Annotated in this window: 25 protein-coding genes and 1 other RNA gene; 11 read left to right on the top strand and 15 right to left on the bottom strand. The window is 66.3% G+C overall.

The features are described from left to right. Positions 1 to 24: 24 nt before the first annotated feature. Both ACCQ15_RS01905 and ACCQ15_RS01900 read right to left on the bottom strand, forming a co-directional pair. Positions 25 to 642, bottom strand: a complete 618-nt coding sequence (locus tag ACCQ15_RS01905) for a YdcF family protein (protein ID WP_005912742.1) — start codon at positions 640 to 642, stop codon at positions 25 to 27. Then, positions 627 to 1,586, bottom strand: a complete 960-nt coding sequence (locus ACCQ15_RS01900) for a pyridoxal-phosphate dependent enzyme (protein WP_008578111.1) — start codon at positions 1,584 to 1,586, stop codon at positions 627 to 629. The genes ACCQ15_RS01905 and ACCQ15_RS01900 overlap by 16 nt, the downstream gene beginning before the upstream one ends. A 157-nt stretch (positions 1,587 to 1,743) precedes the next feature. On the opposite strand from ACCQ15_RS01900, the gene ACCQ15_RS01895 reads away from it, so the two are divergent. The 4 genes from ACCQ15_RS01895 (at position 1,744) to ACCQ15_RS01880 (ending at position 5,611) form a co-directional block, all read left to right on the top strand. Beyond that, positions 1,744 to 2,217, top strand: coding sequence for a hypothetical protein (locus ACCQ15_RS01895; RefSeq protein ID WP_005912746.1), 474 nt, complete (start codon positions 1,744 to 1,746; stop codon positions 2,215 to 2,217). A 132-nt stretch (positions 2,218 to 2,349) separates the two neighbouring features. Continuing rightward, complete coding sequence (locus ACCQ15_RS01890; protein WP_011346080.1) at positions 2,350 to 2,526, top strand: hypothetical protein; 177 nt, start codon at positions 2,350 to 2,352, stop codon at positions 2,524 to 2,526. Between the two features lie 261 nt (positions 2,527 to 2,787). After that, positions 2,788 to 4,692: a tRNA uridine-5-carboxymethylaminomethyl(34) synthesis enzyme MnmG gene (gene mnmG, locus ACCQ15_RS01885; protein WP_071118613.1), complete on the top strand. Its 1,905-nt coding sequence runs from the start codon at positions 2,788 to 2,790 to the stop codon at positions 4,690 to 4,692. Positions 4,693 to 4,930: 238 nt separating this feature from the next. Beyond that, positions 4,931 to 5,611 carry a DUF2490 domain-containing protein gene (locus ACCQ15_RS01880; protein WP_031420787.1) on the top strand — a complete coding sequence of 227 codons (681 nt, stop codon included), beginning with the start codon at positions 4,931 to 4,933 and terminating at the stop codon, positions 5,609 to 5,611. A gap of 298 nt (positions 5,612 to 5,909) precedes the next feature. Here ACCQ15_RS01880 and ACCQ15_RS01875 read toward each other — a convergent pair whose 3' ends face one another. Together ACCQ15_RS01875 and ACCQ15_RS01870 are read right to left on the bottom strand one after the other, a co-directional pair. After that, positions 5,910 to 6,878, bottom strand: coding sequence for an alpha/beta hydrolase (locus ACCQ15_RS01875; RefSeq protein WP_029818396.1), 969 nt, complete (start codon positions 6,876 to 6,878; stop codon positions 5,910 to 5,912). 254 nt (positions 6,879 to 7,132) lie between these two features. Continuing rightward, positions 7,133 to 7,993, bottom strand: coding sequence for a PA4780 family RIO1-like protein kinase (locus ACCQ15_RS01870; RefSeq protein WP_008578107.1), 861 nt, complete (start codon positions 7,991 to 7,993; stop codon positions 7,133 to 7,135). Positions 7,994 to 8,141: 148 nt separating this feature from the next. On the opposite strand from ACCQ15_RS01870, the gene ACCQ15_RS01865 reads away from it, so the two are divergent. Beyond that, positions 8,142 to 9,002, top strand: a complete 861-nt coding sequence (locus ACCQ15_RS01865) for an IclR family transcriptional regulator domain-containing protein (RefSeq protein WP_008578106.1) — start codon at positions 8,142 to 8,144, stop codon at positions 9,000 to 9,002. 225 nt (positions 9,003 to 9,227) lie between these two features. Here ACCQ15_RS01865 and ACCQ15_RS01860 read toward each other — a convergent pair. From ACCQ15_RS01860 to ACCQ15_RS01815, 10 genes are all read right to left on the bottom strand, one after another. After that, positions 9,228 to 9,302, bottom strand: a non-coding RNA gene (locus tag ACCQ15_RS01860) — sX9 sRNA. Positions 9,303 to 9,362: 60 nt separating this feature from the next. After that, the gene (locus ACCQ15_RS01855; RefSeq protein WP_372381143.1) at positions 9,363 to 10,289 is read right to left on the bottom strand and encodes an alpha/beta hydrolase; all 927 of its coding nucleotides are present in this window, start codon (positions 10,287 to 10,289) and stop codon (positions 9,363 to 9,365) included. 179 nt (positions 10,290 to 10,468) lie between these two features. After that, complete coding sequence (gene pcaC, locus ACCQ15_RS01850) at positions 10,469 to 10,882, bottom strand: 4-carboxymuconolactone decarboxylase (RefSeq protein ID WP_372381142.1); 414 nt, start codon at positions 10,880 to 10,882, stop codon at positions 10,469 to 10,471. Between the two features lie 26 nt (positions 10,883 to 10,908). Continuing rightward, positions 10,909 to 11,691, bottom strand: a complete 783-nt coding sequence (gene pcaD, locus ACCQ15_RS01845) for a 3-oxoadipate enol-lactonase (protein ID WP_029818393.1) — start codon at positions 11,689 to 11,691, stop codon at positions 10,909 to 10,911. A gap of 10 nt (positions 11,692 to 11,701) precedes the next feature. Beyond that, positions 11,702 to 13,054 carry a 3-carboxy-cis,cis-muconate cycloisomerase gene (locus tag ACCQ15_RS01840; RefSeq protein WP_372381141.1) on the bottom strand — a complete coding sequence of 451 codons (1,353 nt, stop codon included), beginning with the start codon at positions 13,052 to 13,054 and terminating at the stop codon, positions 11,702 to 11,704. A 357-nt stretch (positions 13,055 to 13,411) separates the two neighbouring features. Continuing rightward, on the bottom strand, positions 13,412 to 13,975 hold the full coding sequence (pcaG, locus tag ACCQ15_RS01835) for a protocatechuate 3,4-dioxygenase subunit alpha (RefSeq protein ID WP_303401558.1): 564 nt from the start codon (positions 13,973 to 13,975) through the stop codon (positions 13,412 to 13,414). Between the two features lie 4 nt (positions 13,976 to 13,979). Continuing rightward, positions 13,980 to 14,714 carry a protocatechuate 3,4-dioxygenase subunit beta gene (pcaH, locus tag ACCQ15_RS01830; protein WP_008577958.1) on the bottom strand — a complete coding sequence of 245 codons (735 nt, stop codon included), beginning with the start codon at positions 14,712 to 14,714 and terminating at the stop codon, positions 13,980 to 13,982. Positions 14,715 to 14,792: 78 nt separating this feature from the next. Beyond that, positions 14,793 to 16,001, bottom strand: coding sequence for a 3-oxoadipyl-CoA thiolase (gene pcaF / locus ACCQ15_RS01825; protein WP_029818388.1), 1,209 nt, complete (start codon positions 15,999 to 16,001; stop codon positions 14,793 to 14,795). Next, positions 15,998 to 16,786 carry a CoA-transferase subunit beta gene (locus tag ACCQ15_RS01820; RefSeq protein WP_008577960.1) on the bottom strand — a complete coding sequence of 263 codons (789 nt, stop codon included), beginning with the start codon at positions 16,784 to 16,786 and terminating at the stop codon, positions 15,998 to 16,000. Before ACCQ15_RS01820 ends, pcaF begins: the two co-directional genes overlap by 4 nt. Continuing rightward, positions 16,783 to 17,646, bottom strand: coding sequence for a CoA transferase subunit A (locus tag ACCQ15_RS01815; RefSeq protein WP_372381140.1), 864 nt, complete (start codon positions 17,644 to 17,646; stop codon positions 16,783 to 16,785). The genes ACCQ15_RS01820 and ACCQ15_RS01815 overlap by 4 nt, the downstream gene beginning before the upstream one ends. A 251-nt stretch (positions 17,647 to 17,897) precedes the next feature. On the opposite strand from ACCQ15_RS01815, the gene ACCQ15_RS01810 reads away from it, so the two are divergent. The 6 genes from ACCQ15_RS01810 to glpK all read left to right on the top strand — a co-directional run bounded on the left by ACCQ15_RS01810 (position 17,898) and on the right by glpK (position 25,600). Beyond that, positions 17,898 to 18,974 carry an aromatic ring-hydroxylating dioxygenase subunit alpha gene (locus ACCQ15_RS01810; RefSeq protein ID WP_209261081.1) on the top strand — a complete coding sequence of 359 codons (1,077 nt, stop codon included), beginning with the start codon at positions 17,898 to 17,900 and terminating at the stop codon, positions 18,972 to 18,974. Between the two features lie 100 nt (positions 18,975 to 19,074). Beyond that, positions 19,075 to 20,058 (top strand): PDR/VanB family oxidoreductase, encoded by a 984-nt coding sequence (locus ACCQ15_RS01805; RefSeq protein WP_008577963.1) that lies wholly within the window; start codon positions 19,075 to 19,077, stop codon positions 20,056 to 20,058. Between the two features lie 341 nt (positions 20,059 to 20,399). Next, a complete protein-coding gene (locus tag ACCQ15_RS01800; RefSeq protein ID WP_008577964.1) occupies positions 20,400 to 21,227 on the top strand; it encodes a DeoR/GlpR family DNA-binding transcription regulator in 828 nt (275 codons plus the stop codon). 223 nt (positions 21,228 to 21,450) lie between these two features. Next, the gene (glpD, locus tag ACCQ15_RS01795; RefSeq protein WP_219196623.1) at positions 21,451 to 22,965 is read left to right on the top strand and encodes a glycerol-3-phosphate dehydrogenase; all 1,515 of its coding nucleotides are present in this window, start codon (positions 21,451 to 21,453) and stop codon (positions 22,963 to 22,965) included. A 174-nt stretch (positions 22,966 to 23,139) separates the two neighbouring features. Then, entirely contained in the window at positions 23,140 to 23,961 is an 822-nt protein-coding gene (locus tag ACCQ15_RS01790) for an MIP/aquaporin family protein (RefSeq protein ID WP_372381139.1), read from the top strand. 139 nt (positions 23,962 to 24,100) lie between these two features. Further along, a complete protein-coding gene (gene glpK / locus ACCQ15_RS01785) occupies positions 24,101 to 25,600 on the top strand; it encodes a glycerol kinase GlpK (RefSeq protein WP_372381138.1) in 1,500 nt (499 codons plus the stop codon). Positions 25,601 to 25,715: 115 nt separating this feature from the next. On the opposite strand, the gene ACCQ15_RS01780 is transcribed toward glpK, so the two are convergent. Then, the gene (locus tag ACCQ15_RS01780; protein WP_372381137.1) at positions 25,716 to 26,228 is read right to left on the bottom strand and encodes a nuclear transport factor 2 family protein; all 513 of its coding nucleotides are present in this window, start codon (positions 26,226 to 26,228) and stop codon (positions 25,716 to 25,718) included. Positions 26,229 to 26,413 lie beyond the last annotated feature (185 nt).

Below are 26,413 nucleotides of genomic sequence, written 5' to 3'. Positions count from 1 at the left end.
GAAAGCCGCATCATAGGCCTGCGGTCACGGCCCTTGCACCACCAGATCGCGGTGGAAGTAATACACCTCCTGCAACAGGAAGCGCCAGCTGGTGTGGAAGCTGCGAAACCGCGTGCTCGGCGTGGACGAAGCCAGCGCGTCGATACCCAGTTCCTGGCTCAGCCGCAGCGCGCGCGCCATGTGCAGTGGGTCGCTGACGATGATCGCCCGATGCAGGCCGTGCCGCTCCATCAGCGTGCGCGCCTGTTCCAGGTTCTGCCGGGTGGTGCGCGAGGTGGTTTCGATCACGATGGCCTCCGGCGGAATGCCGTGGCGCAGCGCGTAGCGTCGGGCCACCTGCGATTCGGCAAAGCGTGCGCCGTTGCCGAAGCCGCCGGTGAACAACAGCCGCGGCGCGTAGCCCTGCGCGTACAGGTCCAATGCGTGCCGGATGCGTTCTTCGAACACCGGCGAAGGGCGCGCATCGTAGGCGGCCGCACCCAGCACGATGATCACATCGGCCGGTGCGGCCTGATCGCGGTCGCCGATCCACACGATCCAGCCTGCCACGGCCACCAGCCAGATCAGCGCCAGCATGCACAACCGCCAGCCCCAGCCCCACAGGCCGAGCCCGCGTGAGCGCCTGCTCACGCCGCGGCCCAAGGCAAGGCATCCAGATCGACATTGCCGCCGGACAGGATCAGCCCCACCCGCCGCCCGGCAAACCGTGCCGGCTGGGCCAGGACCGCGGCCAGGGCGATCGCCGAAGACGGCTCGACCACTTGCTTGAGCAACTGCCAGACCAGCCGCATCGCCTGGACGACCGCCGCATCGTCCACCGTGATCACCTGTGCCCCGGCGCGCTGCAGCACTGCGAAGTTGGGCGCGCCCAAGGTGCCGCGCAGGCCATCGCAAATGGTGTCCGGCACGAAATCGACCAGCCGCTGCCCGGCCGCCAGCGAACGCGCGGTGTCGGCTGCGCCGGCCGGCTCGGCCAGTACCAGCTCGCAGTCCGGCGAGGATTGCAGCGCCAGTGCGGCGCCGGCCGCCAGCCCACCACCGCCGACCGGCGCCACCAGCACATCCAGCCCGCCGCTTTGGTGCAGCAGCTCCAGCGTGGCGGTGCCCTGCCCGGCGATCACTGCACGATCGGTATACGGGTGCACCAGCGTGGCGCCGCTGCCGGCCTGCACCTCGGCGCACATCTGTTCCCGCGCCGCGATGGTCGGCGCGCAACGCCACAACGTGGCGCCGTTCCGGGAGATATTGGCCAGCTTGGCCGCCACCGCGCCCTCGGGCACCACCACATGGCAGCCGATGCCGCGCGTGCGTGCGGCAAGCGCCAGCGCCGCGCCGTGGTTGCCGGAGGAATGCGTGACCACACCATGCGCAGCCAGCTCATCCGGCAGCGACCACACGGCATTGCAGGCACCGCGGAACTTGAATGCGCCGCTGCGCTGCAAATGCTCGGCCTTGAAGAACAACTGCGCACTGCTGAGCGCGTCCAGACTGTGCGATGTCAGCAACGGTGTCGGCGCGCAGTGCGGCGCAATCCGCGCAGCGGCCTGCAGGACGTCGGAATGGGCAAGGGGGACCGTCTCGATCATGCCTGCAAGATTAACGTATCGCCTCCTCTTCACGGGTCGCACGCAGTGCCGCCGCGCATGCTGGATCGATGACAAAGCGTCGCAATGCCGCACAATTAAGGACCGATTCAATGCATCGGTTCGACAGTGGCACCATGGTTGCAGGAGGGCACCATCCATGAAATTCCGTCTGATCTTCGCCGCCGGGCTCTTGGCCCTGGGCGGCTGCGCAACCTACGACTACACCGGCGGTGGGTCGGGCGGCTATTACCGTGGTGCGCCTGCCGTGCAGTATCGCTATCCGCCCGGCTACTCCCCGTACTTCTACGGCAACCCGTATGGTTTGCCATATGGGTATGGCGCCGGGTCGATCGGCCTGTACGACTACCCTGTGTATCCGGTCTATCGCGGTGGTGGCGGCTACTACTACCGGCAGTACGATCGCCGTCCGCAGTACCGTCCGCCGCGCCCGAACGGCTCGTTCAACAATGGGCAGCGCCCCGGCGGCTCGCGGCCCCAGCAACCCAATCGCCCGCCGGCAACCGGCGCGCCGCCGTCGCGGCCGCCACCGCGTATCGGCGCGCCGCCGCGCGTCATTCGCGAGATCCAGCGGCAAACCGCGCCGCGCAACACACGCGAACAGATTCCGTGAGAGGCTGACTGCGACCTGGCCCACACTTGGCGACATTGGGGGCTTGCGTTCAGCTGACGATTGGCCGCAAGCTAGGTGCTCTGTGTGACCCGCCACGTCATTTTTTGACCGGGCCAGCCCCACTGACGACTTATGTCGATGTCCGACAGGGAAATCTGGATCCCCCCTGTTCCGGCCCTGTCGGATATCGGCGCCTACAACACAGAAAGCCCCGGCATGCCGGGGCTTTCTGTTTTTGTTTCGATGGTTGCCAAGCAGGCTGCAGCGGAACGGGCGCGTGCTCCATTTCGCAGAAACCTTAAAAAATAAGGGTCGGCAGTCCCCCGACTACCGACCCTTACGCTACCCCATCGCACGCGCGGCTGGCCCCTGTTCCAATTCCAGCCTTTGCGCCCATGTCGCAATGCCACGACGGGTGCAGTAGGGATATCCGCACGAAACATGCCAACTTGAGGGTCACTTACGTAAATTGTGATTTTCATCACAATTTATAGCGAACGAGTGACCTCGCCCGCCCTTCAGCCGATACTTTCGCGGCCGTTTTCCTTTTCCCGCTCCTGGTCCACGCCCATGTCCGACTCCTTCTATCGCTACGACGTCATCGTGATCGGTGGCGGTCATGCCGGCACCGAGGCCGCCCTGGCGTCTGCACGCACAGGGGCGCGCACCTTGTTGCTCACCCACAACATCGAGACAGTGGGCGCGATGAGCTGTAACCCGGCCATCGGCGGAATCGGCAAGGGCCACCTGGTCAAGGAGATCGACGCACTCGGCGGGGCGATGGCACGCGCCGCGGATCTGGCCGGCATCCAGTGGCGCACGCTCAACGCCTCCAAGGGGCCGGCAGTGCGTGCCACGCGCTGCCAGGCCGATCGCAACCTGTACCGCACTGCGATCCGCTGCATCGTCGAGGCCCAGCCCAACCTGACCGTCTTCCAGGCGGCAGTGGACGACCTGATCATCCACAACGGCACGTCCGAAGCCGACAGCGTGCGCGGCGTCATCACCCAGACCGGGCTGCGTTTCCAAGCGCCTTCGGTGGTGCTGACCGCCGGTACGTTCCTGGCCGGCAAGATCCATGTCGGCGAAACCCAGTACGCGGCCGGGCGCATGGGCGACCCGCCGGCCACCACGCTGGCCGCGCGCCTGCGCGAGCGCCCGTTCGCGATCGACCGGCTCAAGACCGGCACCCCGCCGCGGATCGACGGGCGCACCCTCGATTACGGCGTGATGGCCGAGCAACCCGGCGACGACCCATTGCCGGTGATGTCGTTCATGGGCCAGGTCAGCGACCATCCGCGCCAGGTCAGCTGCTGGATCACCCAGACCACCGAACAGACCCACGAGATCATTCGCAACGCGCTGCACCGCTCGCCGCTGTATTCGGGGCAGATCGAAGGCATCGGCCCGCGCTACTGCCCGTCGATCGAAGACAAGGTGGTGCGTTTTGCCGAGAAGACCAGCCACCAGATCTTCGTCGAACCCGAAGGGCTGGAGGTGGCCGAGATTTATCCCAACGGTATTTCCACCTCGCTGCCGTTCGATGTGCAGCTGGCGCTGGTGCGCTCGATCCACGGCTTTGCGAACGCGCACATCACCCGCCCCGGCTACGCCATCGAATACGACTTCTTCGACCCGCGCGGGCTCAAGGCCTCGCTGGAGACCAAGGCGGTGGGCGGGCTGTTCTTCGCCGGGCAGATCAACGGCACCACCGGTTACGAAGAGGCCGCCGCCCAGGGTCTGCTGGCCGGACTCAATGCAGCGCGCCACGTGCAGGGGCTGCCGGCGTGGTCGCCGCGCCGCGACGAGGCCTACCTGGGCGTGCTGGTGGACGATCTCATTACCCACGGCACCACCGAGCCGTATCGCATGTTCACCAGCCGCGCCGAATACCGCTTGCAGCTTCGCGAGGACAATGCCGATGCGCGGCTGACCGGCGTCGGGCGTGCGATGGGCCTGGTGGACGACGCGCGCTGGGCGCGCTTTGCGGCCAAGCAGGAGGCCGTGCAACGCGAAACCGCGCGGTTGTCGACGCTGTGGGCCACACCGGGCAATGCGCTGGGCCGCGAGGTGGCCGACGCGCTGGGCGTGACGGTCAGCCGCGAAACCAACGTGCTGGATCTGATCAAGCGCCCGGAGCTCACCTACGCCACCTTGATGCGGGTGCCGACCCTGGGCCCGGGCGTGGACGATGCGCAGGTGGCCGAGCAGGTCGAGATCAGCGTCAAGTACGCCGGTTATCTGGATCGCCAGCGCGACGATATCGCGCGTCAGCAACGTCACGAAACCACGCCGATCCCGGAAGGTTTCGATTACGCCAGCGTGCGCGGCCTGTCGATCGAAGTGCAACAGAAACTCGAACGCGTGCGCCCCCAGCACATCGGCCAGGCACAACGGATTCCCGGCATGACGCCGGCGGCGATCTCGCTGCTGCTGGTGCATCTGGAGCGCGCGCGACGCAGCCAGGTGGCGTGATCGACGCGACGATCGCTGCCCGTCGGCAGCGATCGCCGGGCCATCCATCCCTCTGAAGGCAGCCGTGAGCGCGCCAGTCATCGCGAAACGATGGCGTGTGCCGATTAGCGAACATGCGGGCGAGCAAAGGCGACCTGAGCCGACCGAACGGTCGAAACGGACTCAAGCGTTATTGCTATGATTTGCCAACGACGACACATTTCGACACATGAACGCATCTCGCACGTTACTGCCGGCGATGTTTCGCAGCGCCTGCGCCCTCCTGCTGTTGACCCTGGCATGCAGTTGGCCGGCGCATGCCAGGACCGAAGAAGACGGGCGTTACTGGCTGAGCGTCTACGCGCAAGGCAAGCTGCCGGTCGAAAACCTGTACTGGAGCATGGATGTGCATCCGCGCTGGCGCGAGGAAGGCGAACAGTTCGATCAACTGATCTTGCGCCCTGCCGTGTTCTATCGGCTCAATCCCAAGGCCAGTGTCTGGATGGGTTACGACACCATCATCAGCCATCCGGCCGGGCAGCCATCCAACCGCGAGAATCGCTGGTGGGGGCAATTTCAATATCAATTCGATCCGATCGCCGAGATCACCATTACCAGCCGCACGCGCCTGGAACAGCGTCACCGCGAAGGCTTCAGCGATGAAGGGTATCGCGTGCGGCAGATGATCCGCGCGGTGCGCCCCAGCGGGTTCAGTCCGCAATTGTCGTGGGTGGCGTTCAACGAAGTGTTCGTCAATCTGGATCAGACCCGATGGGGCGCACAACGCGGTCTCGATCAGAACCGGGTGTTTGTCGGCATCAACTGGAAATTCAATGCCATTGCCAACGCCGATGTCGGTTACCTGAATCAGTTCGTCAACACGCGTACGGTGGATCGGGAAAACCACGTCCTGATGACCACGTTCCGCTTCAATTTTTGAGCATCACGTGCGCGTGGGCCAATGCAGGGCGAAGTTGAAAGCGCTGCGTTCAATCGACCCCGGCGCCATGCTGACTGGTTTCGATAGGACCTGCGGGTTGCCGACGAGCCACCGATGACGACCGTGACGGTTCGCGTGGTGCACAGCGCCCTTGGCGCCCACACAGCTGCCGGCGCACGGCTGCACCCAGGTGTTCTTTTTGCGAGGCGAGCCCGCACGCGGTGACACACGCCCCGACGCTGCAGTGACACCGCCACAGGTGCGGCAGCGCGTGCCTCGGCACGGCTGCCGCAGGCTGTCAGGCGGCCCTGCGTTCGATCGCGGGCAGCAGGCGCTGGCGTAGCGTCAACGCCGCCAGGTCCAGCGTTTCACCGGCGGCACGCAAGACGCTGCCCATGTTGATGAAGCCGTGGATCATGCCCGGGAAACTATGCAGGGTGACCTCCACTCCCGCCGCACGCAGGCGCTCGGCATAGGCGCGGCCTTCGTCGTACAGCATGTCGCGGTCGCAGACCACGACCAGCGCAGGCGCAACGCCGGCGACATCCGGCGCCAGCATCGGCGAGACACGCCAGTCATTGGCCACCGCCATATCCGGCAGCAGATGGCGGTTGAAGAATTCCACCGCTGCCGCAGTCAACGGTGGCAGGCCGGCATTGAGCGAGCGCGATGGATACACGCCGCTGTCCTGGCGCGCGTCGGTCAGCGGATAGACCAGCAGCTGGCAACGCAAAGCGATGCCGGCATCGCGCGCGGCCAATGCGGCAACCGCGGCCATGGCGCCGCCGATACTGTCGCCGCAGACGGCAAGGCGCTGCACATCGGCGCCGACCGTGTCCGGGTGCGCAACCAGCCAATGCAACGTCGCGATGACATCTTCCACGCCGGCCGGCGCCGGATGCTCGGGGGCCAGACGGTAATGGATCGCCAACACCTGACAGCCAGCACGCGCCGCCAGTTGCCGGCACACATCGTCATGCGATTCCAGATCGCCCACCAGACCGCCGCCGCCGTGCACGAACAGGCAGGTCGGGGCCGGGCCGGCCGCGACCCCCGTGGGGCGATACAAGCGCAAAGGCACTGCACCGGTGGCGGCATCGGCCTGCAGATCGCGTACCTCGGCCATCTCGATGCGCGGGAAACCGAACTGCGCGCCCACCGCGCGCATCATCGCGCGCGCGCCTTCGATCGGCAGGGTTTCCATGGGCGGCTGCGCCGCCTCTTGAAGCTGGGCGAACAGACGCACGACATCAGGATCAAACGACATGACGAACTCTCCGATAAGCGATGGTCGAGCTTGCCAGATTGTTATGAACCATCACTATTCAAATCGTTAATCAGTACCGACAAAAAGGCCGGTGGTCCGGGCACGTACGCAAAAAAGCCCAAAATTGCTGGAAAAAGTGGCCGCACACGCGCAGATTGGCCGCTCGGCGATGTCGCAATGACTGCAGCATGCGCGCTGAATTTGCTGCGCTGCATCGCAACCAATGCGCTGCTGCTGCGGCCTGTTGGCGCTTCCTAGTCGTTGTCTTCGGCAGCCGCTTCGCGGCCTTGCTGGCGAATGAGGTTTTCCTGGCGCGCATCTTCGATCGAGGCACGGACGGCGCGTACATCGGCGCGACGAGTGTCGAATTTGAACCGCCCGGTGAGCACGCTGTCCGGGCGCAGTTCGCCCTTTTCGAACAGCGCCCACATCTCTTCGCCGTAATGGGTGTCCAGCAGCTCGGGCGCGAAACGGCCCAGGCAGTCGCGCAGGTTGTGCACGTCGCGCAGCAGCATGTCGCGCGCGGCATTGTTGCCGGCGGCGCTGACCACCTGCGGAAAGTCGATCACCACCGGGCCATCGGGCGAAACCAGCACGTTGTATTCGGACAGATCGCCGTGCACCAGGCCCAGCGACAGCATCTTGACCACATCGCCGATCAGGCTGGTGTGGAAGGCGCGCGCCTGCTCGGGTTCCAGGTCCACCTCGCCCAGCCGCGGTGCGCTGTGGCCGGCGTCATCGGTGACCAGATCCATCAGCAGCACGCCGTGGAAGTAACCGCGCGGTTTGGGCACATGCACCCCGGCATCCACCAGTTGATAGAGCGCGTCGGCTTCGGTGTTCTTCCAGGCGGTTTCGGCTTCCTTGCGGCCGAACTTGGTGGCCTTGCCCATCGCGCGGGCCTGACGGCTGCCACGCACCTTGCGGCCTTCCTGGTACTGCACGCGCGCCTGGAAACTGCGTTGCGCCATGTCCTTGTAGACCTTGGCGCACAGGATCTCGGCGCCTGCGCTCACAACGTAGACGGATGCTTCCTTGCCGCTCTTCAGTGGTCGCAGCACTTCGTCGATGACGCCGTCGTCGATCAGCGGCTGCAGGCCGTTGGGGGTTTTCATGGACTAAGCGCACCGATCCGTCACAAACCAGCGGCGATTATGCGGCAAGCAGGGTGAAGCGCTTACATGCCCACGCGCAGAGTGTGAGCCGGGGCATGTCATGGCGCGAGCGCTTACCATGCACGGACCTGTCCGCTGCCGCACTCCTATGCCCGAGCCCGCCTCCAGCCGCCGCAAACGTCCCGCCGCCGTGGTTGCGGCCGGCAGCGATCGCGGCCTGCCGCATGAGCTGATGCAGCAGATCGCCGCCGCCCAGGGCGATCCGGACTTCATGACCTCGCTGGGGCGCGGGCTGGTGGTGCTGAGCGTGTTCGCACAGCATGCGCGCGAAGTGACGATGTCGCAGATCAGCCTGGAAACCGGCATCTCGCGCGCAGCCGTCCGGCGCGTGCTGCATACGCTGGCCAAGCTGGGCTATGTGGGCGAGCAGGGACGTGGCTACGTGTTGCTGCCGCGCGTGCTGGGCATCGGCGGCGCGTACGCGGCGTCTTCATCGATGACCGCGGCCGCGCAGCCGGTCCTGGACGGGCTGCGCGACCAACTGCACGAATCGTGTTCGCTGGGCGTGCTGGATGGCGACGATCTGCTGTACGTGGCGCGGTCGGAAACGGTGCGCATCATGTCGATCGGGCTGCGCCCGGGGACGCGGCTGCCGGCCTACTGCACCTCGATGGGGCGGGTGTTGCTGGCCGCCCTGCCCGGCGACACCTTGCAGGCGTATCTGGAACGCACCACCTTGCGTCCGCGGACCGACCGCACGGTGACCCAGGCCTCGGCGCTGCTGGAGGTGCTGGCGCGCACGCGCCGCGAAGGCATGTGCCTGACCGATCAGGAACTGGAAATCGGCCTGCGCTCGATCGCCGTGCCGGTGCGCAACCTGCGCGGCGAGGTGATCGCCGCGCTCAACATTGGCGCCCAGGCCGGGCGGGTGAGCCTGCAGACGATGCAAACGCAGTTGCTGGAACCGCTGAAGCAGGCGGCGCAGCGGCTGGGAACCTTGCTGAGTTAGTGCAGCACCTTGCGTTGGCGCGGGCGTCGCCCGCGGGGCATCTGACCTGCCCCTGTGCTGCATAAGCGCTAGTGGCGCAGTGGTGGCTGGCAGAGGTCAAAAGCAATCGCGTCCACACATTGCGCGTGTGCCCGACGTACATGCGAGGCTGCACATCGCAAAGTGCCAGGCCAGGCCTGTTCGGATTGATCGCCACTTGCTGTTGCACGCTTCCCGACTCAGAGCGGCAAACAAGACATAGCGAGCAGTCGGCAGATGGGTGCGGATGACGCACAGGAACCGCAATGCACGAGGTTGCAATGCCGCACCGGGCACCGGCCACGCCCGCCTGACGGCCGCGCAGTCTTTTGTTGACGGCTCCTAGCGCGGCCGGCGCAGAAAGCTCACCACCGCGTCCACCCACGCTGCGTGGCTGTCTTCGACCTGGGCCACGTGGTCGGCGTGCGGCAGGGTCACCCAGCTGCGATCTTCGCTGCGCAGGCGTGCGTAGAGATGCGCGTTGTCTGCCTGGGTGGCGATCGGGTCGTCGACGCCGCGCAACAGCAAGACCGGCACCGTCGCGACTTGCTCGGGGTGGAAGGCGAACTCCTCCATGGCGCGCCAGTCGGTGCGCACCGGATCCGCTGCAAGCGCCTGGGCGACGTAAGCCGCACGCACGCCCGGTGGTGCCGCATTGGCGGTGATGAAGTCCTCACCGGCCGCAGCGGCCGTGGTGGGTGCGCGCAAGGGCCGATCTGCCGGAACCGCCGGCGCGGGCGCTGCATCCACGTCATCGGGGAAGCCAAACAACACCAGGGCAGACATCGCCTGCGGTTGCTGCTGCGCGAGCAGCAACGCCACCCGCGCGCCGTTGGAATAGCCCAGCAATGCCGGCGGCGGCAGGCCGGGATGGGTCTGCGCGACCCAGGCCAGCACATTGCGGACATCGGCCACTGCACGGGCGGGCGTATTCCAGCCCGTGCGGTCGCGTGGGCTGCCGCCGTAGCCGCGCAGATCCACCGCATACGCGGCAAACCCGGCTTGCGCGAGCGCTGCAAGGACAGAGCGCGCGTCACGCGGCTCGCCAGGCACCTGCAAATCGAAGTTGGGCAATGCGCTCCAGGTGCGGCCGTGCACCAGCACGATCGTGCCACGTGGCTGCGCGGGCACGCGCGACCACACGGTCAGCGTCTGGCCATCGTCGGTACGCACCCGCGCCGACACGGTGCCGGGGCCGGGCTGCGGTTGTGCGTGCAGCGCCGCGGTTGCCAATGACACCACCAGCAGGCAGACCAATCGATGCAGCATGCAATGTCTCCGGTTGCGGTGGGTTGAGCGCCGCCAATACGCGTGTGCGCGCAGTCGGCAGGCGATTCTGGACGGCGCGCCAGGCACCACAGTGTACGAGTGGTTCCCGCCGCATCGAATGCCGACCACACGCGCCGGGCGCTGAGCGCAGTCGGTTGCCCGCCGCCCTGAGACCACTCTTACCGCGGTTGCGCCGCCGAGGCTGCGCCGGCGTCGGCCGCTTGTTCTTCCAGGATCGGCCTGGCCAGCGCGAACGCGTGGTTGGCGGCCGGCACGCCGCAGTAGATCGCCGCCTGCAGCAGCACTTCCTTGATCTGCGCAGGCGTGACGCCGTTGTTGCGCGCCGCACGCACGTGCAGCTTGAATTCTTCGTCGTGGCCTAGCGCGATCATCATCGACAGGGTGATCAGCGAACGGGTGTGGGCCGGCAGGCCGTCGCGGGTCCAGATGCCGCCCCAGGCGTAGCGGGTGATCAGGTCCTGAAATTCTTCGGTGAATTCGCTACGCGCGGCCAGCGCACGGTCGACGTGCGCATCGCCAAGGACGCGTCGGCGTTCGAGCATGCCGGCTTGATAACGTTCGTCTTCGTGCATGGGGTGTCCTTGCAAGGTGGGAAAGCTCACTGGCCCTGAAGAAAGCCGAGTACCGCCTGGTTGAACGCGGCCGGCGATTCCAGGTTGCAGATGTGGCGGCCAGGCACCTGGGCGTAATGCCCGTCCGGCGCGGCATAGGCGATCTCGCGCAGGTCAGGCGGCGGGCACACCGGGTCGTCGTCGCCGGCCAGCGCCAGCAGCGGCAGGCTCAGCCCGTCCAATGCGCCGCGGAAGTCCGCATCGGCCACCGCCTGGCAGCAGGCGATGTAGCCGGCAGGCGAAGTGGACACGAAGGCAGCAGCGATCATGTCCAGGCGCTGCGCATGGCTGATGGCAAATTCGGGGGTAAACCAGCGCTGCAGCGTGGCATCGATCAGCGTCGGAAGGCCTTCGCTGCGCACCTGTTCGATGCGGGTTTCCCAGGTGGCGGCACTGCCGATCTTCTGCGCGGTGGCGCACACCACCAGCCGGCGCAAGCGCTGCGGTGCATGCAGGCCCAGCCACTGGCCGGTGAGCCCGCCGATCGACAGGCCGCAGAAATCGCTTTGCGCGATCTCCAGGGCGTCCCACAGTGCCAGCACGTCCTGACCCAGGTCGGCGACGCTGTACGGGCCGGGCGGCGTCTCCGAATACCCATGGCCGCGGCGGTCGTAGCGCAGGATGCGGTAGTGCGGAGCGAAGGCTTCGAGCTGCACGTCCCACATGTGCAGATCGGTGCCCAGCGAATTGCAGAAAGTCAGCCAGGGGCGTCCTTCGGTGCCGTCCAGGCGGTAGTGCAGGCGATGCGTGGGCAACTGGAGATAAGCCATCGAGGCACCGTCAACAGGAAGAAGATCCAGCCAGCACGCGGTCGATCCACACCGAGGACATGCCGCGCCAACTTGCGCTATCGAACACTGCCTGCAGTTGCGCGTGCGTGAGCACCGCGCTCACCTGCGCGTGCTCGCCAAGCACCTCGCGCAAATGCCGTTGCTGCGCCTGCGCGCGCAGCGCGGCCTGTTCCACCAGGGCGTGCGCCTGCGGCTTGCCCAGGTGTGGCGCAAGCGCGAACACGGCCGCCTCGGCGTAGAGCAGCCCGCCGTGGCTGTCCAGATGCGCCTGCATGCGTGGGCGATCCAGTTCCAGACCCGACAGGCACAGCTGCATCTGCGCCAGGCTGCCGGCGGTGAGGCAGACGATCTGCGGCAAGGTGTCCCACTCGGCATGCCATTGCCCGGCTGCGCGCTCGTGCGGCTGCGCCATGGCGCTGAACAAGGTGGCGACCAGGCCCGGTACGCGGGTGGCCGCAGCCACGGCTGCCACGCTGGAGACCGGATTGCGCTTGTGCGGCATCGCCGAGGAGCCACCTCTGCCGGCGGCGGCCGGCTCGAACGCTTCGCCCACCTCCGTTTGCATCAGCAACACCACATCTCCGCCGATCTTGCCCAGCGTGCCGGCCAGCAGACCGAAGGCGCAGCCGACCTCGACGATGCGGTCGCGCGCGGTATGCCAGGGCAGCGCGGGCAGCGGCAACGCCAGGGCGCTCGCCAGCGCCTGCGCCACTTCCAGGCCACGGCCCTGCAACGAGGCCAGGGTGCCGGCCGCGCCGCCGAACTGCAGCACCAAGGCATCGCGCCGCAAGGCGTGCAGGCGCCGCTGCGCACGCTGCAGGGCGTCCAGCCAACCGGCGACCTTGAGCCCGAAGGTGACCGGCACGGCCTGCTGCAGCAGGGTGCGACCGGGCAGGCCGGTGTTGCGCTCGCGTTCGGCCAGCACCGCCAGATCGGCGCACAGGGCGTGCAGACGCGGCAGCAGCAGATCCAGTGCGGCGCGCAGCTGCAGCACCGTGCCCGTATCGATGACGTCCTGGCTGGTGGCGCCCCAGTGCACCCAGCGCGCGGCGGCGTTGTCGTGCGCGGCCACCTGCGCGGTCAGCGCCTTGACCAGCGGAATGGCGGGATTGCCGGCCAGCGCCGTGGCCTGCGCCAGCGCGGCCAGATCGTAGTGCTGCACATCGCAGGCAGCGGCAATGGCCTGCGCGGCCTGCGCGGGAATCACCCCGCACTGCGCCTGGGCGCGCGCCAGCGCCGATTCGAACTGCAGCATCGCCTGCACACGCGCGGCATCGTCGAACAAGGCCTCGCACGCAGGCTCGCCGAACAAGGATCCCAACAACGAAGATGTCGCACTCATGCATTGCATCTCTAGGCGAGCCGGCAGCATCGCACCGATGTACCAAGGTGCCAACTAGACCAAAGGGCAATGCATCGGGCGCGCCTGGCACTGCCGGGATGAGGTGGATGAGGCCATGCGTGCTTGCGCTGCGTGCACGCGAGTGCACGTGTGCACCTGCCTGCCACGATGCGCGCTGCCCCGGATGCATGTGCGTGAGGCGTCACGGCGCATTGCTTGTCGCCGGAGATACCCTGGCGATGTTTCGGCAGCAGGCGCTCGTGCAGCGGCGCCTATGGCCCTGTGGACGTGGCCGCGTGCCGGCAGGATGCAGCGCTGTCCCTGTACGCATACGGCGTTTCAACATCGGCATGCGGATCAATAGCGGAAGAACACCGTTTCCGCGTCGCCCTGCATGTGGATGTCCCACGTGTACGCACTGCCTGGATGCGGCTGGGCCAGCAAGGTGGCGCGCCGCTCGGCCGGCACCAGCGCCAGGATCGGGTCGCTGCCCAGCTGTGGGTCGTCGGCGAAATACAGCCGCGTCGACACCCCGCGCAAGAGGCCGCGCATGAAGACCAGCACCGTCAGATGCGCCGCCTGCTGCTTGCCGTCCGGGCCCGCCACCCTGCCCGGCTTGATGGTGCTGAAGGTAAAACGCCCGTTGGCATCGGTGGGCACGCGGCCCCAGCCGTCGAAGCTGGGGTCGTGGGCCTCGCAGCGACCGTCGGCCATATGCGCATAGATGCCCGCAGCATCGGCTTGCCACACTTCCAGCACCGCATCGGCCACTGGCACGCCGGCGCCATCGAAGATGCAACCGCTGATCTGCACATGCGTGCCCGCGGCCTGCGCAGGTGCGATCTGTTGGCGATACAGCGGCTCCAATCCCAGCCGGTAATACGGGCCGACGGTCTGCGACGGCGTTGCATGCAGGCTCATCGTGTCACTCCCAGACCGTTTGCTTGCGACCGCGCAAGACGATGTCGAAGCGGTAGGCCAACGCGTACTCGCTGACCGCGTTTTCCCAGTCGAAACTGGACACCATGCGTTCGCGCGCCAGCGCATCGTCGACACAGTTGAAGATGGGGTCGTGCGCCAGCAGCGGGTCGCCGGGGAAATACATCTGGGTGACCAGCCGCTGCCCGATGCCATCGCCGTGCAACGAAAAATGGATGTGCGCCGGCCGCCAGGCGTTGTAGTGATTGCGCCACGGATACGCGCCCGGCTTGATGGTCTTGAAACTGTAGCGGCCGTGCTCATCGGTCAGCACCTGGCCGGTGCCGCGGAAGTTGGGGTCCAGCGGTGCATCGTGCCGATCGCCAGCGTGCTGGTAGCGACCAGCCGCGTTGCATTGCCACACTTCCACCACGCTGTTGCGGACCGGCCTGCCGTTTTCGTCGAGCACGCGGCCGGAGACGATGATGCGCTCGCCCAGCGGCGCGCCACTGAACCCTGCAGTGAGATCGGCCGCGTGCGCGCCCAGCGTGAGCCGATCCAGGCGCGGGCCAGTGACTTCCGACAGCGTGACCGGCAGGTCGATCGGATCACGCGTAGGCCCTCGCAATGTGGTGGAAGCGTATGCCGGATGCAGGTACGCCGGCTGCGTACCGGGCCGGCTGCGGCGGTAGCCGAGCAGCGGGTCGGCGATGGCAGGTTGGTCAGCGGTGGGATCGCGCATCTTGAATCTCCGTCGGCAACAAGACGACCAGAACGACATGGGTGCAAGGGAAGGACGAGGGAGGTTGCAACAGCCGGTTCACAGGCGCTCGATCGCCAACGCCACGCCCTGCCCCACTCCGATGCACATGCTGGCCAGCCCGAGTCGCCCGTTGCCCGCCTCCAGCTGCCGCAGCAAGGTCAGCGCCAGCCGCGCACCGCTCATGCCGAGCGGATGCCCGAGCGCAATGGCGCCACCGTTGGCATTGACGTGTGCGGCATCGTCGGCCAGGCCCAATGCACGCGTGCAGGCCAGCGCCTGCGCAGCGAAGGCTTCATTGAATTCGATCGCATCGAACTGCGCGATGCGCAGGTGCAAGCGCGCCAGCAGGCGCTGGGTGGCCGGCACCGGGCCGATGCCCATGTACGCCGGCTCCACGCCCGCCGAGGCGAACCCCAGCACGCGCGCACGCGGCGTCAGCCGGTGAGCCTGCACGGCCTGCGCCGAGGCCAGCAGCAAGGCAGCGGCGCCATCGTTGAGACCGGAGGCATTGCCGGCCGTCACGGTGCCGGGCTGGCGGAACACCGGTTTGAGCTTGGCCAGCATGTCGGCGGTGGTGTTGGGTCGCGGCGCTTCATCGTGTTCGACCGTGGAGGCATCGCCGCCCTTGCGCGCTGCCACGGCCACCGGGGTGATTTCCGCATCGAAGAAACCGGCTGCCTGCGCCGCCGCCACGCGTTGCTGGCTGCGCAGTGCGAACGCATCCTGGTCTTCGCGCGCGATGGCGTACCGCTGCGCCACGTTTTCCGCCGTTTCCCCCATCAGTTCGGTGCCATAGACCGCCTGCAGGCGCGGATTGATGAAGCGCCAGCCCATGGTGGTGTCTTCCAGCTGCTGGGTGCGGGCGAAGGCGCTGTCGGCCTTGCCCATCACCCACGGCGCGCGCGACATCGATTCGACGCCGCCGGCAATGGCAAGATCCAGTTCGCCGGCACGGATGCCGCGCGCTACCGTGCCGATCGCGTCCAGGCCCGAGCCGCACAGGCGATTGAGCGTGCTGCCCGGCACCGAAGACGGCAGGCCGGCCAGCAACAGGCTCATACGCGCGACATTGCGATTGTCTTCGCCGGCCTGGTTGGCGCAGCCCAGGTACACATCGTCGATTGCGGCCGGCTCCAGCTGCGACTGCCGCGCCAGCAATGCGGCGATGGGCACTGCGCCCAGATCGTCGGCGCGCACGCTGGACAAGGCGCCACCGTAACGGCCGATCGGCGTGCGGATGCCATCGATCAGGTACACCTCGCTCATGCCTGGGCTCCCATTGCCTGCACACCATGCGCTGCATCGGTGCGTGCCTGCAGCGCGCGCAAGGCATCCAGCTCGGCGGTACTGGGCGGCGTGGTTTGTGCAAGGTCGGCGGCGAACCGGATCGGCCACCCGGTCGCCGCGCTGACCTGCTCGCGCGTGGCGCCGGGATGCAGCGAGGTCACGGTGAGTTCGCGGGTCACGGGGTCGGGTTCCATCACGCACAGGTCGGTGACGACCACGGTCGGGCCGGCGCCGGGGAGGCCGGCCCGCGCGCGCGCATCGCCACCGTCCAGATGCCCGACCGTGGTGATGAAGTCCAACCGCGACACGAAGCTGCGTTCGGATTGGCGCATGATGATGAACACCTGCTTGGCGCTGGCGGCAATTTCCGGCGCGCCACCGGCGCCGGGCAGGCGCGTTTTCGGCGCAGCGTAGGAGCCAATCACGGTGGTGTTGAGGTTGGCGTACCGATCGATCTGCGCCGCCCCCAGAAAGCCCACATCCACGCGCCCGCCCTGCAGCCAGTAGCGGAAGATCTCCGGCGTGGAGACCACGGTGTCGGCGGTTTCGGCCAGTTCGCCGTCGCCGATCGAGAGTGGCAACACCTGCGGGCGCGCACCGATCGGGCCCGATTCGTAAATCAAGGTGACGTCCGGTGCATGCGTAAGCCGAGCCAGGTTGGCGGCAGTGGACGGCAAGCCGATACCGACAAAACACACTGCGCCATCGGGCAGGCGGCGCGCGGCAGCCACCGTCATCATCTCGTTGGTGCTGTAGGCGCTCATGCGGCCACCTGCTGCTGGGACTGTGCATACACGCGCTGAAAACCGGCGAAATCGTCGGTGTCGAGAATATGCGTCTGGATCCAGGCCTGGAACGTCGCACGGGCGCGCGCGATCGCATCCCAGGCCAGATAGAACCGATTGTCGCGCGCGTAGTAGCCATGCGCATACGAGGGCGCCGCACCACCAGGGACAACGCAGACCGCATCGACAACCCAACGCGGCAGGATGCAGGCATTGGGCGGCGCGTCCAGGCTGTCGACGATCTCTTCCACCGTCACGATCACCTTGCGCGCTGCCAGCACCGCTTCCTTCTGCACGCCCAGAATGCCCCAGAGCAACACGTTGCCGCGGCGGTCGGCCCGCTGGGCGTGGATCACCGTGACATCGGGGTTGACGGCCGGCGAGGTGGCCAGCGTTTGGCCGGTATACGGGCACTGCAGGAACTTGATGCTGTCGTTGACGCGCGGCAGATCCGAACCGACATACCCGCGCAGCACTGCAAACGGCAGCCCCGACGCACCGGCCACATAGGCATTGGCCATATCGGCGTGGCTGTGTTCGCGAATCTGCAGCGGCTGCGGCCAGGCGTGTTCCACTGCATCGCGCAGCCGGTGCAACGAGCCGACGCCGGGATTGCCGCCCCAGGAAAACCGCAGCGCTGCCGCGCAACCGGCGCCGATCAGCTGGTCGTAGATCAGGTCGGGGGTCATGCGCACCAGCCGCAGCGCGCGCTTGTGCTGGCGGATCACCTCGTGCCCGGCCGCATGCGGAATCAGATGGGTGAAGCCTTCCATCGCCACGCAATCGCCATCGGCGATCAGCTGCGACACCGCTTCCGCGAGAGCGACGATTTCGGCCATTGCGTTCCCTTCCAGCACAGCGAGCGTGGGCTCACGGTAGGCGCAGCCGGCAGGGCGGTCAATCCGATAATCGGTGATTCAAATCGATATTCGCACAATTTCGGCAACCCCGTGACGCGCCCACATTGTCTCCGGTGTATACATAACTTCGCTCACAAGCAGACGCCAGCGTTGCGATGCGCGCCAACTAGCTGCAGGCCGGCGCACGCCGCGTCGCATCCAGGTTGCCTACACACCCAGGAGTCACGGTCATGTCCCAGTCCAAGCCGCTGTTTCCCCTCAATGCGTGGTACGCCGTTGCCTGGGACCATGAGATCAAGCACGTGCTCAGCCCGCGCAAGCTCTGCAACCTGGATGTGGTGGTCTACCGCACCACCGCCGGTACGGTCGTCGCGCTCGAAGACGCGTGCTGGCATCGGCTGGTGCCCTTGTCGATGGGCAAGCTGCGCGGCGACGACGTGGTCTGCGGCTATCACGGGCTGGTCTACAACACGCAGGGGCGCTGCGTGCACATGCCCTCGCAGGACACCATCAATCCCTCGGCCTGCGTGCGCAGCTTTCCGGTGGCCGAAAAACACCGCTACGTATGGATCTGGCCGGGCGACCCGGCCAAGGCCGATACGCGCCTGATTCCCGACCTGCACTGGTCGCATGATCCGGCCTGGGCCGGCGATGGCCGCACCATCCATGCCAAGTGCGACTATCGGCTGGTGCTGGACAACCTGATGGACCTGACCCACGAGACCTTCGTGCACGGCTCCAGCATCGGCCAGGACGAGGTGGCCGAAACGCCCTTCGATGTAGTGCATGGCGATCGCAGCGTTGTCGTGTCGCGCTGGATGCGCAACATCGACCCACCGCCCTTCTGGGGCGGCCAGATCGCCCGCCATCTGGACTACCACGGCAAGGTCGATCGCTGGCAGATCATTCGCTTCGAAGCACCCGCCACCATCGCCATCGATGTCGGCGTGGCCATCGCCGGCACCGGCGCGCCGGAAGGCGATCGCAGCCAGGGCGTCAACGCCTATGTGCTCAATACCGTGACCCCGGAAACTGATCGCACGTGTCATTATTTCTGGGCCTTCATGCGCAACTATGCGCTGCACGATCAATCGACCACCACCACGCACACTAACACCATCGCCGGCATCTTCGGCGAGGACGAAGTGGTGCTGGAGGCGCAGCAACGCGCCATCGATGCGCATCCGGATCACACCTTCTACAACCTCAACGTCGATGCCGGCGGGATGTGGGCGCGACGCGTGATCGACCGCCTGATCGCGCAGGAACAACGCGCGCAGGATCTGTCGCTGCGCATGGTGGGCTAAGCACTTCGCATGCGGCCAGCCATGTCATCGCTCACAGCGCCGCATTGCGGCGCCATCACAGCCGGCGCCGGCCGGCAGACCTCATTGCCTGGAGCCCTTCATGCGTAAAGACACCCAGTGGCATCGCGCCCGCGTCGTCAGCATTGCCGACGCCTGCCCGGGCGTGCGCGAAATCGTGCTCGATCCCGGCACCGCTGCGCGCAGCTTCGAGGTGGGCAGCCATGTGGATTTTCGTGTGCAGCTGCATGGTCGCGACGATGTGCGCTCGTATTCGCTGGTGGGCGAACCGCGTGCCGACGGGTACTACCAGATCGCAGTGCGGCAAATGCCCGACAGCCGTGGCGGCTCGCTGCATATGTGGACGCTTGCCCCGGGCGATGTGGTGGAGATGTCGCCGCCCAGCAACAACTTCGCGCTGGATGAAAGCGGCGAGGAAATCCTGCTGATTGCCGGCGGTATCGGCATCACCCCGATCGTCGGCATGGCGCAGCGGCTGGCGCGTGGCCACCGCGCGTTCCGTCTGCTGTACGCCGGCCGCTCGCGCAGCGCAATGGCGTATGTCGACACGCTGGAAGCACTGCTGGGCGAACGTTTGCAACTGCAATGCGACGACAGCGCCGGCCCGCCGGATCTGGCTGCCGAACTGGCGCGCCTGTCGCCCAATGCCGAGGTATATGTGTGCGGGCCGCTGGGCATGCTCGAGGCGGTGCGCCAGCACTGGCACGCCGCCGGCCGGCCGCGTGCGCGCCTGCACTTCGAAACCTTCGGCAATAGCGGGCGGGTGCCGGCGCAGGCGTTCGTGGTGAAATTGCCGGGGCTGGGCCTGGAAGTGCCGGTCGCTGAAAACGAATCGATGCTGGACGCACTGGCCGACGCCGGGGTGGAGCTGATCGCCGAGTGCCGCCGTGGCGAATGCGGCCTGTGCGCGGTGGACGTGCTGGACAGCTCCGCCGATATCGATCACCGCGACGTGTTCTTCAGCGACGAGCAGCGCCGGGAGAATCGCAAGCTCTGTGCCTGCGTGTCGCGTGCGGTAGGCGGCAGCATCAGCATCGACACCGGCTATCGCAGCGAGCTGGGCTGAGCCGGCATCCGGCCGGCTGCGCACCGTCTGGCGGTTGCGGTCGATACCGGGCTTAGCGAGCAACGCGTTTGCGGCGCCCGCGTTTCATCGGCACGACCCACTGCGTGTCCGCGCGTTGCTGGCCACCTTCTCGTTGGCGCTTCAGCACGCACACACCGAAGGCGGCGATCTTTACCGAGCCCTGACCGAGCCTGCCGGGGAATCGTATGCGCCCAGAACCGTGAAGCCTCAGCGCAGCGCGTCCGGCATGTCGCCACGCGTGCACCGCTTCAGGCCGATGTTCGCCGGCAAGCCCCTGTCGCGCTCAGCGTGCACCCCGCCGTGTTTGCATCCTCACGCGTATGCGCGATCATCTGCGCATGGAGTCGACTCACTACAGGACGGTCCCGGCGCCGGCGTTGAACCCGCGCCAGGAGCAATTGGTGGCGCTGGTGCGGCAGCAGGGCTTTGCCGAGGTCGAAGGTTTGGCCACACGCTTTGAGGTGACGCCGCAGACCATCCGGCGCGATCTGACCTTGCTCTGCGATGCCGGCGTGCTGCGCCGCTATCACGGCGGCGTCAGCATGCCCTCCAGCGTGGAGAATCTGGCCTACACCGCACGCAAGGCGCTGCAGGCCCGCGAAAAGCAGCACATCGCCGCACGTGTGGCGCGTTTCATTCCCGACGATGCCTCGCTGTTCATCAACCTGGGTACCACCAACGAAGAAGTCGCACGCGCGTTGCTGCAGCACCGCGGGCTGCGCGTGATCACCAATAACCTCAACGTGGCGGTGATGCTCAGCGCCAACCCCAGTTTCGAGGTGATCGTGGCCGGCGGTGTGGTGCGCGGGCGCGACCAAGGCGTGACCGGCGAGGCGACGGTGGAGCTGATCCGCCAGTTCAAGGTGGACTTCGGGGTGATCGGCATTTCCGGTATCGATCTGGACGGCACCCTGCTGGATTTCGATTACCAGGAAGTGCGCGTGGCGCAGGCCATCATCGAGCACTCGCGGCACGTGCTGCTGGCCGCCGATCACAGCAAATTCGGTCGCAACGCCATGGTGCGGCTGGGCGCCCTCGCCCAGGTGCACGACTGGTTCACCGACCGGCCGCCGCCGCAGGAGTTGGCGAGCGTCCTGGCCGAGGCCGGTACCCGGGTGCACCTGGCGGACGCGGACGGAACTGCCTGAGTTCGATGTTCGTTTTTGAGCGTTTTTACGCGATAGCCGCCGAAGACCATCGGGCCAGCTAGGTACGCCATCTCTTAATCTGCTCTTTCATCGCCGATTCGCGCGTACGTCACCGCTGATACTAAAGCTGTCCATCTTCACGCCCCCGCAAGGTTCGATGTTCGAATATGTTCGAACATGACAACTTGGGTTCGCTCATCAGCGCGCCCGGACGGAGGCACCGATGGGCGAGATATACGATCTTCTGGTAATCGGCGGCGGCATCAACGGGGTCGGCATTGCCCGTGATGCGGCCGGGCGCGGTCTGTCGGTGTGCCTGTGCGAGCAGGACGACCTGGCCGCGCATACCAGCAGCGCCAGTACCAAACTCATTCACGGCGGCCTGCGCTATCTGGAGCAATACGAATTCGCGCTGGTCGGCAAGGCACTGGCCGAGCGCGAAGTGTTGCTGCGGCTGGCCCCGCACATCATCTGGCCGTTGCGCTTCCTGCTGCCCCACCAACCGCACCTGCGCCCGGCATGGATGATCCGCGCCGGGCTGTTCCTGTACGACCATCTGGGCGGCAGCAAGCGCAGCCTGCCGCGCTCGCGGCGGCTGTCGCTGCGGACGCACCCGGTCGGTGCGCCGCTGCAGGAATCGCTGCGCACCGGCTTCGTGTATTCGGATGCCTGGGTGCAGGACGCGCGGCTGGTGGTGCTCAACGCGATGGACGCCGCCAGGCGCGGCGCCAAGATCCACACCCGCACGCGCTGTGTCGGCGCCTGGCGCGATGCCGGCTTCTGGTATGCCGAGCTCGAAGACCGCGAGGGCCGACGCCGCACGGTGCAGGCGCGCGCGCTCGCCAATGCGGCCGGCCCCTGGGCAGTGGCGTTCCTGGACACCGTGGCCTCGGTGCCGCACGAACACGCATTGCGGCTGGTCAAGGGCAGCCATATCGTGGTGCCCAAGCTGTTCGATCACGACCATGCGTACATCTTCCAGCAACCGGACCGGCGCATCGTGTTCGCCATCCCCTACGAGCACGACTTCACCTTGATCGGCACCACCGACGTGGACTACGAAGCCGACCCCGCCGCGCCGAAGATCGATGCTGCCGAGGTGCAGTACCTGTGCGATGCGGTGAACCTGTATTTCCAGCAGCAGATCTCCCCCGCCGATGTGGTGTGGAATTACAGTGGCGTGCGCCCGTTGCTGGACGATGCCGAAGACAACGCAGCCGAAGTGACCCGCGATTACCAGCTGGAAGTGGTCACCGAGGGTGCGCCGTTGCTCAACGTATTCGGCGGCAAGCTGACCACCTATCGCAAGCTCGCCGAAGAGGCAGTGGACCGACTCACCCACGCGCTGGGCGCACGCAAGCCGGCGTGGACCGCACATGGGGAGGCATTACCAGGCGGCGAGCAGCGCGATATCGCCAGCCTGCTGGAACGCGTCGGCCGCGCGCGCCCCTGGCTGCCGGCGGCGACTGCGCAGCGGCTGGTGCGCAACTACGGCACCTGCGCCGAACAACTGCTTGGCGATGCGCAGAGCCTGGCCGATCTGGGCACGCACTTCGGTGCGGACCTGTACCAGGCCGAGGTGGATTACCTGCGCCAACACGAATGGGCGGTGGCTGCCGACGATATCCTGTGGCGGCGCAGCAAGCTCGGCCTGCGGATCGATGCGGCCGGGCGGCAGCGCCTGGAAGACTATCTGCAGACGCAGTCGATCCGGCAACGCGATGCCGTTTCTGCTTGAACACACCGCGTTGCCGGCGAGGACGGGTCGCCCGGCAACGTATTCCGGCGCTTCAGCCAGCGTCACCCAAGTCACGTGGAGGGCACCCCAGATGAGCATCACCGACCACCGCTGCGCGCGAGCAAGCGCGCTGCACGCTGTTTTCTGCATCTTCGACCTTGCGGGCATGCACGCATGAGCCGGCAACTCGTAGGTGAGTTGATCTCCGAGGCGGTCGCGATGTTCATCATCATCGCGCTCGGCGATTCGGTGGCGGCGATGTACATCCTGTACGACCCCAGCCCTTATCAAAACGCCTATTGGGGCGTGTGTATCGCCTGGGGCCTGGCGGTGACACTGGCGATCTACGTGACCGGCTCGGTGTCCGGTACGCACGCCAATCCGGCGGTCACGCTGGCGCTGGCACTGTTCCGCGGTTTTTCCTGGAAGAAGGTATTGCCCTACTGGTTTGCGCAGGTGGTCGGCGCATTCCTGGGCGCGGCCATCGTCTATCAGTTGTACGGGCCGGTGATCGATCACTTCAACCAGGTGCAGCAGCTCACCCGTGAAGCCGGCGGCGCAGCCGGGGTGTTCTTCACCGCACCGGGGCTGGCGGTCACGCCGATGCATGCACTGGTCGACCAGATCATCATCACGGCGTTCCTGATCTTCGGCATCTTCGCCATCACCGAGCAGTTCAACGAGGCCGCACCCACTGCCAACTCCGGCGCGTTGATGATCGGCTTGCTAGTCACCACGCTGGGCGCGTCGATGGGCTATCTGGAGGCCTGGGCGATGAACCCGGCGCGCGACTTCGGCCCGCGCCTGTTCGCGTATTTCGCCGGCTGGGGCGAGGCCGCGTTGCCGGCCAAGGACAACTATTGGTGGATCCCGATCGTTGGCCCGTTGATCGGCGGGCCGATCGGCGCGCTGGCCTATCAGTGGCTGATCCTGCCATTCCTGCCGGCGCGGGTGCGCCATCTGCAAGGCGGCAGCAAACCGCTCGATCCACTGTGATGGTGCTGCGCCAAGCCAACAATCACGCTGACGACGCGTGAAGTTACCTGTGGCCAAACCCTGATGGCCACGCGGCGTCATCGCCTGCACCGACCTTTCTCGCCGTGCGCCAATGCCGGCATTGTTCGAGGAATTTTCGATGGAAAAGCAGTACGTCCTTGCGATCGATCAAGGCACCACCAGCTCACGCGCGATGTTGTTCGACCGCCAGGGCAAGGTGGCCGGCGTGGCGCAGCGCGAATTCGGCCAGATCTTTCCGCAGCCGGGTTGGGTGGAACACAACCCGCGCGAGATCATGACCAGCGTCTATACCACCATCACCGAGCTGCTCAACAACGCGCAGATCGATGCGCGCGCGATCGCCGGGATCGGCATCACCAACCAGCGCGAGACCGCGGTGGTGTGGGACAAGGGCACCGGCCAGCCGATCTACAACGCCATCGTGTGGCAATCGCGGCAGACCAAGGACATCTGCACCCAGCTCAAGGAGGCCGGGCATGAGCAGATGGTGCGCGAGAAGACCGGCCTGCTGATCGATGCGTATTTTTCCGGGACCAAGGTCAAGTGGATTCTCGACCACGTCGAAGGCGCGCGCGAACGCGCGCAGAAAGGCGAACTGGCGTTCGGCACCATCGACAGTTGGCTGATCTGGAATCTCACCGGCGGCAAGGTGCACGTCACCGACTACACCAATGCCTCGCGCACCATGATGTTCAACATCCACACGCTTGAGTGGGATGCTGAACTGCTGGCCATGTTGGACGTGCCCGCGCAGATGCTGCCGGACGTGCGTTCGTCCAGCGAGGTCTATGGCATGACCCAGACCCAGTACTTCTATGGCGAACAGGTGCCCATCGCCGGCATCGCCGGCGACCAGCAGGCCGCGTTGTTCGGCCAGGCCTGCTTCGAACCGGGCATGGCGAAAAACACCTATGGCACCGGCTGTTTCATGCTGATGAATACCGGCGACAAGGCGGTGGCGTCCAAGGCCGGTTTGCTGACCACGATTGCCTGGGGCATTGACGGCAAGGTCGAATACGCGCTGGAAGGCGCGATCTTCGTTGCCGGCTCGGTGGTGCAGTGGCTGCGCGATGGCTTGCGCATGCTGGGCAAGGCCAGCGACTCGCAAGCCTATGCCGAGCGTGCCGGCGACAACGATGGCGTGTACATCGTGCCGGCCTTCGTCGGCCTGGGCGCGCCGTACTGGCGCAGCGATATCCGCGGCGCGGTGTTCGGGCTGACGCGTGGTACCACCAAGGAACACTTCGTGCGTGCAGCAGTCGAATCGATGGCCTATCAGACCCGCGACGTGCTCACCGCGATGCAAAGCGATTCCGGCATCGAGCTGAAAGAACTGCGTGCCGACGGCGGTGCCATCGCCAACGACTTCATGGCGCAGTTCCAGAGTGACATTCTCAATGTGCCGGTACTCCGCCCGGAAGTGGCGGAAACCACTGCGCTGGGTGCGGCGTATCTGGCAGGGCTGGCAACTGGATTCTGGGGCAGCCGCGAAGAAATCGCCAAACAGTGGGCCGTGGATCGCCGCTTCGAACCGGCCATGGCCGACGACAAGCGCCAAGCGCTCTACGCCGGCTGGCAGCAAGCAGTGGAAGCGACGATGGGATTTCGCATCAGCTGACACTGGGGCCGCAACACGACAGCGCCCACTGTGAGGTGGGCGCTGTGATGAGCTCATCTTCGAGCGTCGAGGACACACGCAGGGCCACACAACGCAGCCTGGTGTGCAGCGGTGGTTACTGGCCGCCGGTGCTGGCACGTCCGGCGATGGTGTCCGGGTCCCAATGTTCCTTGATCAGGCCCTTCTCGGTCCGGAACATGTCGAACCAGGTGGTGGTGTACGTGGTGCCGGGCTTATTGGGGTTGGGTAAGGTGCGCACCGACACCAGGGTGACCAGATCGCCATCGGCGGTGATGGCGACCAAGGGCAATCGCACCCGCGGCTGCACCGGCGTCGGCTTCACGAATGCCGTCAGGAAGGCGATAAACGCATCGCGCCCATTGGCCACGTTCGGATTGTGCTGGATGTAGTTCTTGTCCATGTACATCGGCGCGTACTGCACCTGGCCAGCTTCGAACACGGTGCGCCAGAAATCGTAGACCAGCCGCTTGTTGGCAGTTTCATACCAGGTGCTGCCGAGCAGCATCTTCTGATGATCGGGATTGGCCGTTACCGCGGTCTGCGCGAACGCAGCCATTGGTGCGATGAGCATGACCAGCAACAAGGCACGGGAGAGCAACTTCTTCATGGAGTACTCCTGGGTGGAGGGGTGGCAGTGCGCTCATTGGGGACGCCAGCAACGTGTCCGTTGAGCGGGGGGAAGACGCGCGTGCGCACAGCTGCATTAACGCGTCATCGCCACCCTACCGGTGCCGTTCACCGGCCCGCTAGCCGCCTGAGCATGCACCTGGGCACTTGTGCAACCGTTGGTGA

Source organism: Xanthomonas sp. NCPPB 1754 (genome assembly GCF_041475725.2).
In the GTDB taxonomy this organism is placed as follows: Bacteria; Pseudomonadota; Gammaproteobacteria; order Xanthomonadales; family Xanthomonadaceae; genus Xanthomonas; species Xanthomonas euvesicatoria.
Note: the sequence above shows the minus strand (reverse complement) of the source record. Positions and strands in the feature narration are given on the sequence as shown.

What these genes read in the sequence shown, in the direction of transcription:
- ACCQ15_RS01900 (WP_008578111.1), bottom strand. Translation starts at nt 1,586, where the DNA reads ATGATCGAGACGGTCCCCCTTGCCCATTCCGACGTCCTGCAGGCCGCT.
- ACCQ15_RS01895 (WP_005912746.1), top strand. Translation starts at nt 1,744, where the DNA reads ATGAAATTCCGTCTGATCTTCGCCGCCGGGCTCTTGGCCCTGGGCGGC.
- ACCQ15_RS01890 (WP_011346080.1), top strand. Translation starts at nt 2,350, where the DNA reads ATGTCGATGTCCGACAGGGAAATCTGGATCCCCCCTGTTCCGGCCCTG.
- mnmG (WP_071118613.1), top strand. Translation starts at nt 2,788, where the DNA reads ATGTCCGACTCCTTCTATCGCTACGACGTCATCGTGATCGGTGGCGGT.
- ACCQ15_RS01880 (WP_031420787.1), top strand. Translation starts at nt 4,931, where the DNA reads ATGTTTCGCAGCGCCTGCGCCCTCCTGCTGTTGACCCTGGCATGCAGT.
- ACCQ15_RS01875 (WP_029818396.1), bottom strand. Translation starts at nt 6,878, where the DNA reads ATGTCGTTTGATCCTGATGTCGTGCGTCTGTTCGCCCAGCTTCAAGAG.
- ACCQ15_RS01870 (WP_008578107.1), bottom strand. Translation starts at nt 7,993, where the DNA reads ATGAAAACCCCCAACGGCCTGCAGCCGCTGATCGACGACGGCGTCATC.
- ACCQ15_RS01865 (WP_008578106.1), top strand. Translation starts at nt 8,142, where the DNA reads ATGCCCGAGCCCGCCTCCAGCCGCCGCAAACGTCCCGCCGCCGTGGTT.
- ACCQ15_RS01855 (WP_372381143.1), bottom strand. Translation starts at nt 10,289, where the DNA reads ATGCTGCATCGATTGGTCTGCCTGCTGGTGGTGTCATTGGCAACCGCG.
- pcaC (WP_372381142.1), bottom strand. Translation starts at nt 10,882, where the DNA reads ATGCACGAAGACGAACGTTATCAAGCCGGCATGCTCGAACGCCGACGC.
- pcaD (WP_029818393.1), bottom strand. Translation starts at nt 11,691, where the DNA reads ATGGCTTATCTCCAGTTGCCCACGCATCGCCTGCACTACCGCCTGGAC.
- ACCQ15_RS01840 (WP_372381141.1), bottom strand. Translation starts at nt 13,054, where the DNA reads ATGAGTGCGACATCTTCGTTGTTGGGATCCTTGTTCGGCGAGCCTGCG.
- pcaG (WP_303401558.1), bottom strand. Translation starts at nt 13,975, where the DNA reads ATGAGCCTGCATGCAACGCCGTCGCAGACCGTCGGCCCGTATTACCGG.
- pcaH (WP_008577958.1), bottom strand. Translation starts at nt 14,714, where the DNA reads ATGCGCGATCCCACCGCTGACCAACCTGCCATCGCCGACCCGCTGCTC.
- pcaF (WP_029818388.1), bottom strand. Translation starts at nt 16,001, where the DNA reads ATGAGCGAGGTGTACCTGATCGATGGCATCCGCACGCCGATCGGCCGT.
- ACCQ15_RS01820 (WP_008577960.1), bottom strand. Translation starts at nt 16,786, where the DNA reads ATGAGCGCCTACAGCACCAACGAGATGATGACGGTGGCTGCCGCGCGC.
- ACCQ15_RS01815 (WP_372381140.1), bottom strand. Translation starts at nt 17,646, where the DNA reads ATGGCCGAAATCGTCGCTCTCGCGGAAGCGGTGTCGCAGCTGATCGCC.
- ACCQ15_RS01810 (WP_209261081.1), top strand. Translation starts at nt 17,898, where the DNA reads ATGTCCCAGTCCAAGCCGCTGTTTCCCCTCAATGCGTGGTACGCCGTT.
- ACCQ15_RS01805 (WP_008577963.1), top strand. Translation starts at nt 19,075, where the DNA reads ATGCGTAAAGACACCCAGTGGCATCGCGCCCGCGTCGTCAGCATTGCC.
- ACCQ15_RS01800 (WP_008577964.1), top strand. Translation starts at nt 20,400, where the DNA reads ATGCGCGATCATCTGCGCATGGAGTCGACTCACTACAGGACGGTCCCG.
- glpD (WP_219196623.1), top strand. Translation starts at nt 21,451, where the DNA reads ATGGGCGAGATATACGATCTTCTGGTAATCGGCGGCGGCATCAACGGG.
- ACCQ15_RS01790 (WP_372381139.1), top strand. Translation starts at nt 23,140, where the DNA reads ATGAGCCGGCAACTCGTAGGTGAGTTGATCTCCGAGGCGGTCGCGATG.
- glpK (WP_372381138.1), top strand. Translation starts at nt 24,101, where the DNA reads ATGGAAAAGCAGTACGTCCTTGCGATCGATCAAGGCACCACCAGCTCA.
- ACCQ15_RS01780 (WP_372381137.1), bottom strand. Translation starts at nt 26,228, where the DNA reads ATGAAGAAGTTGCTCTCCCGTGCCTTGTTGCTGGTCATGCTCATCGCA.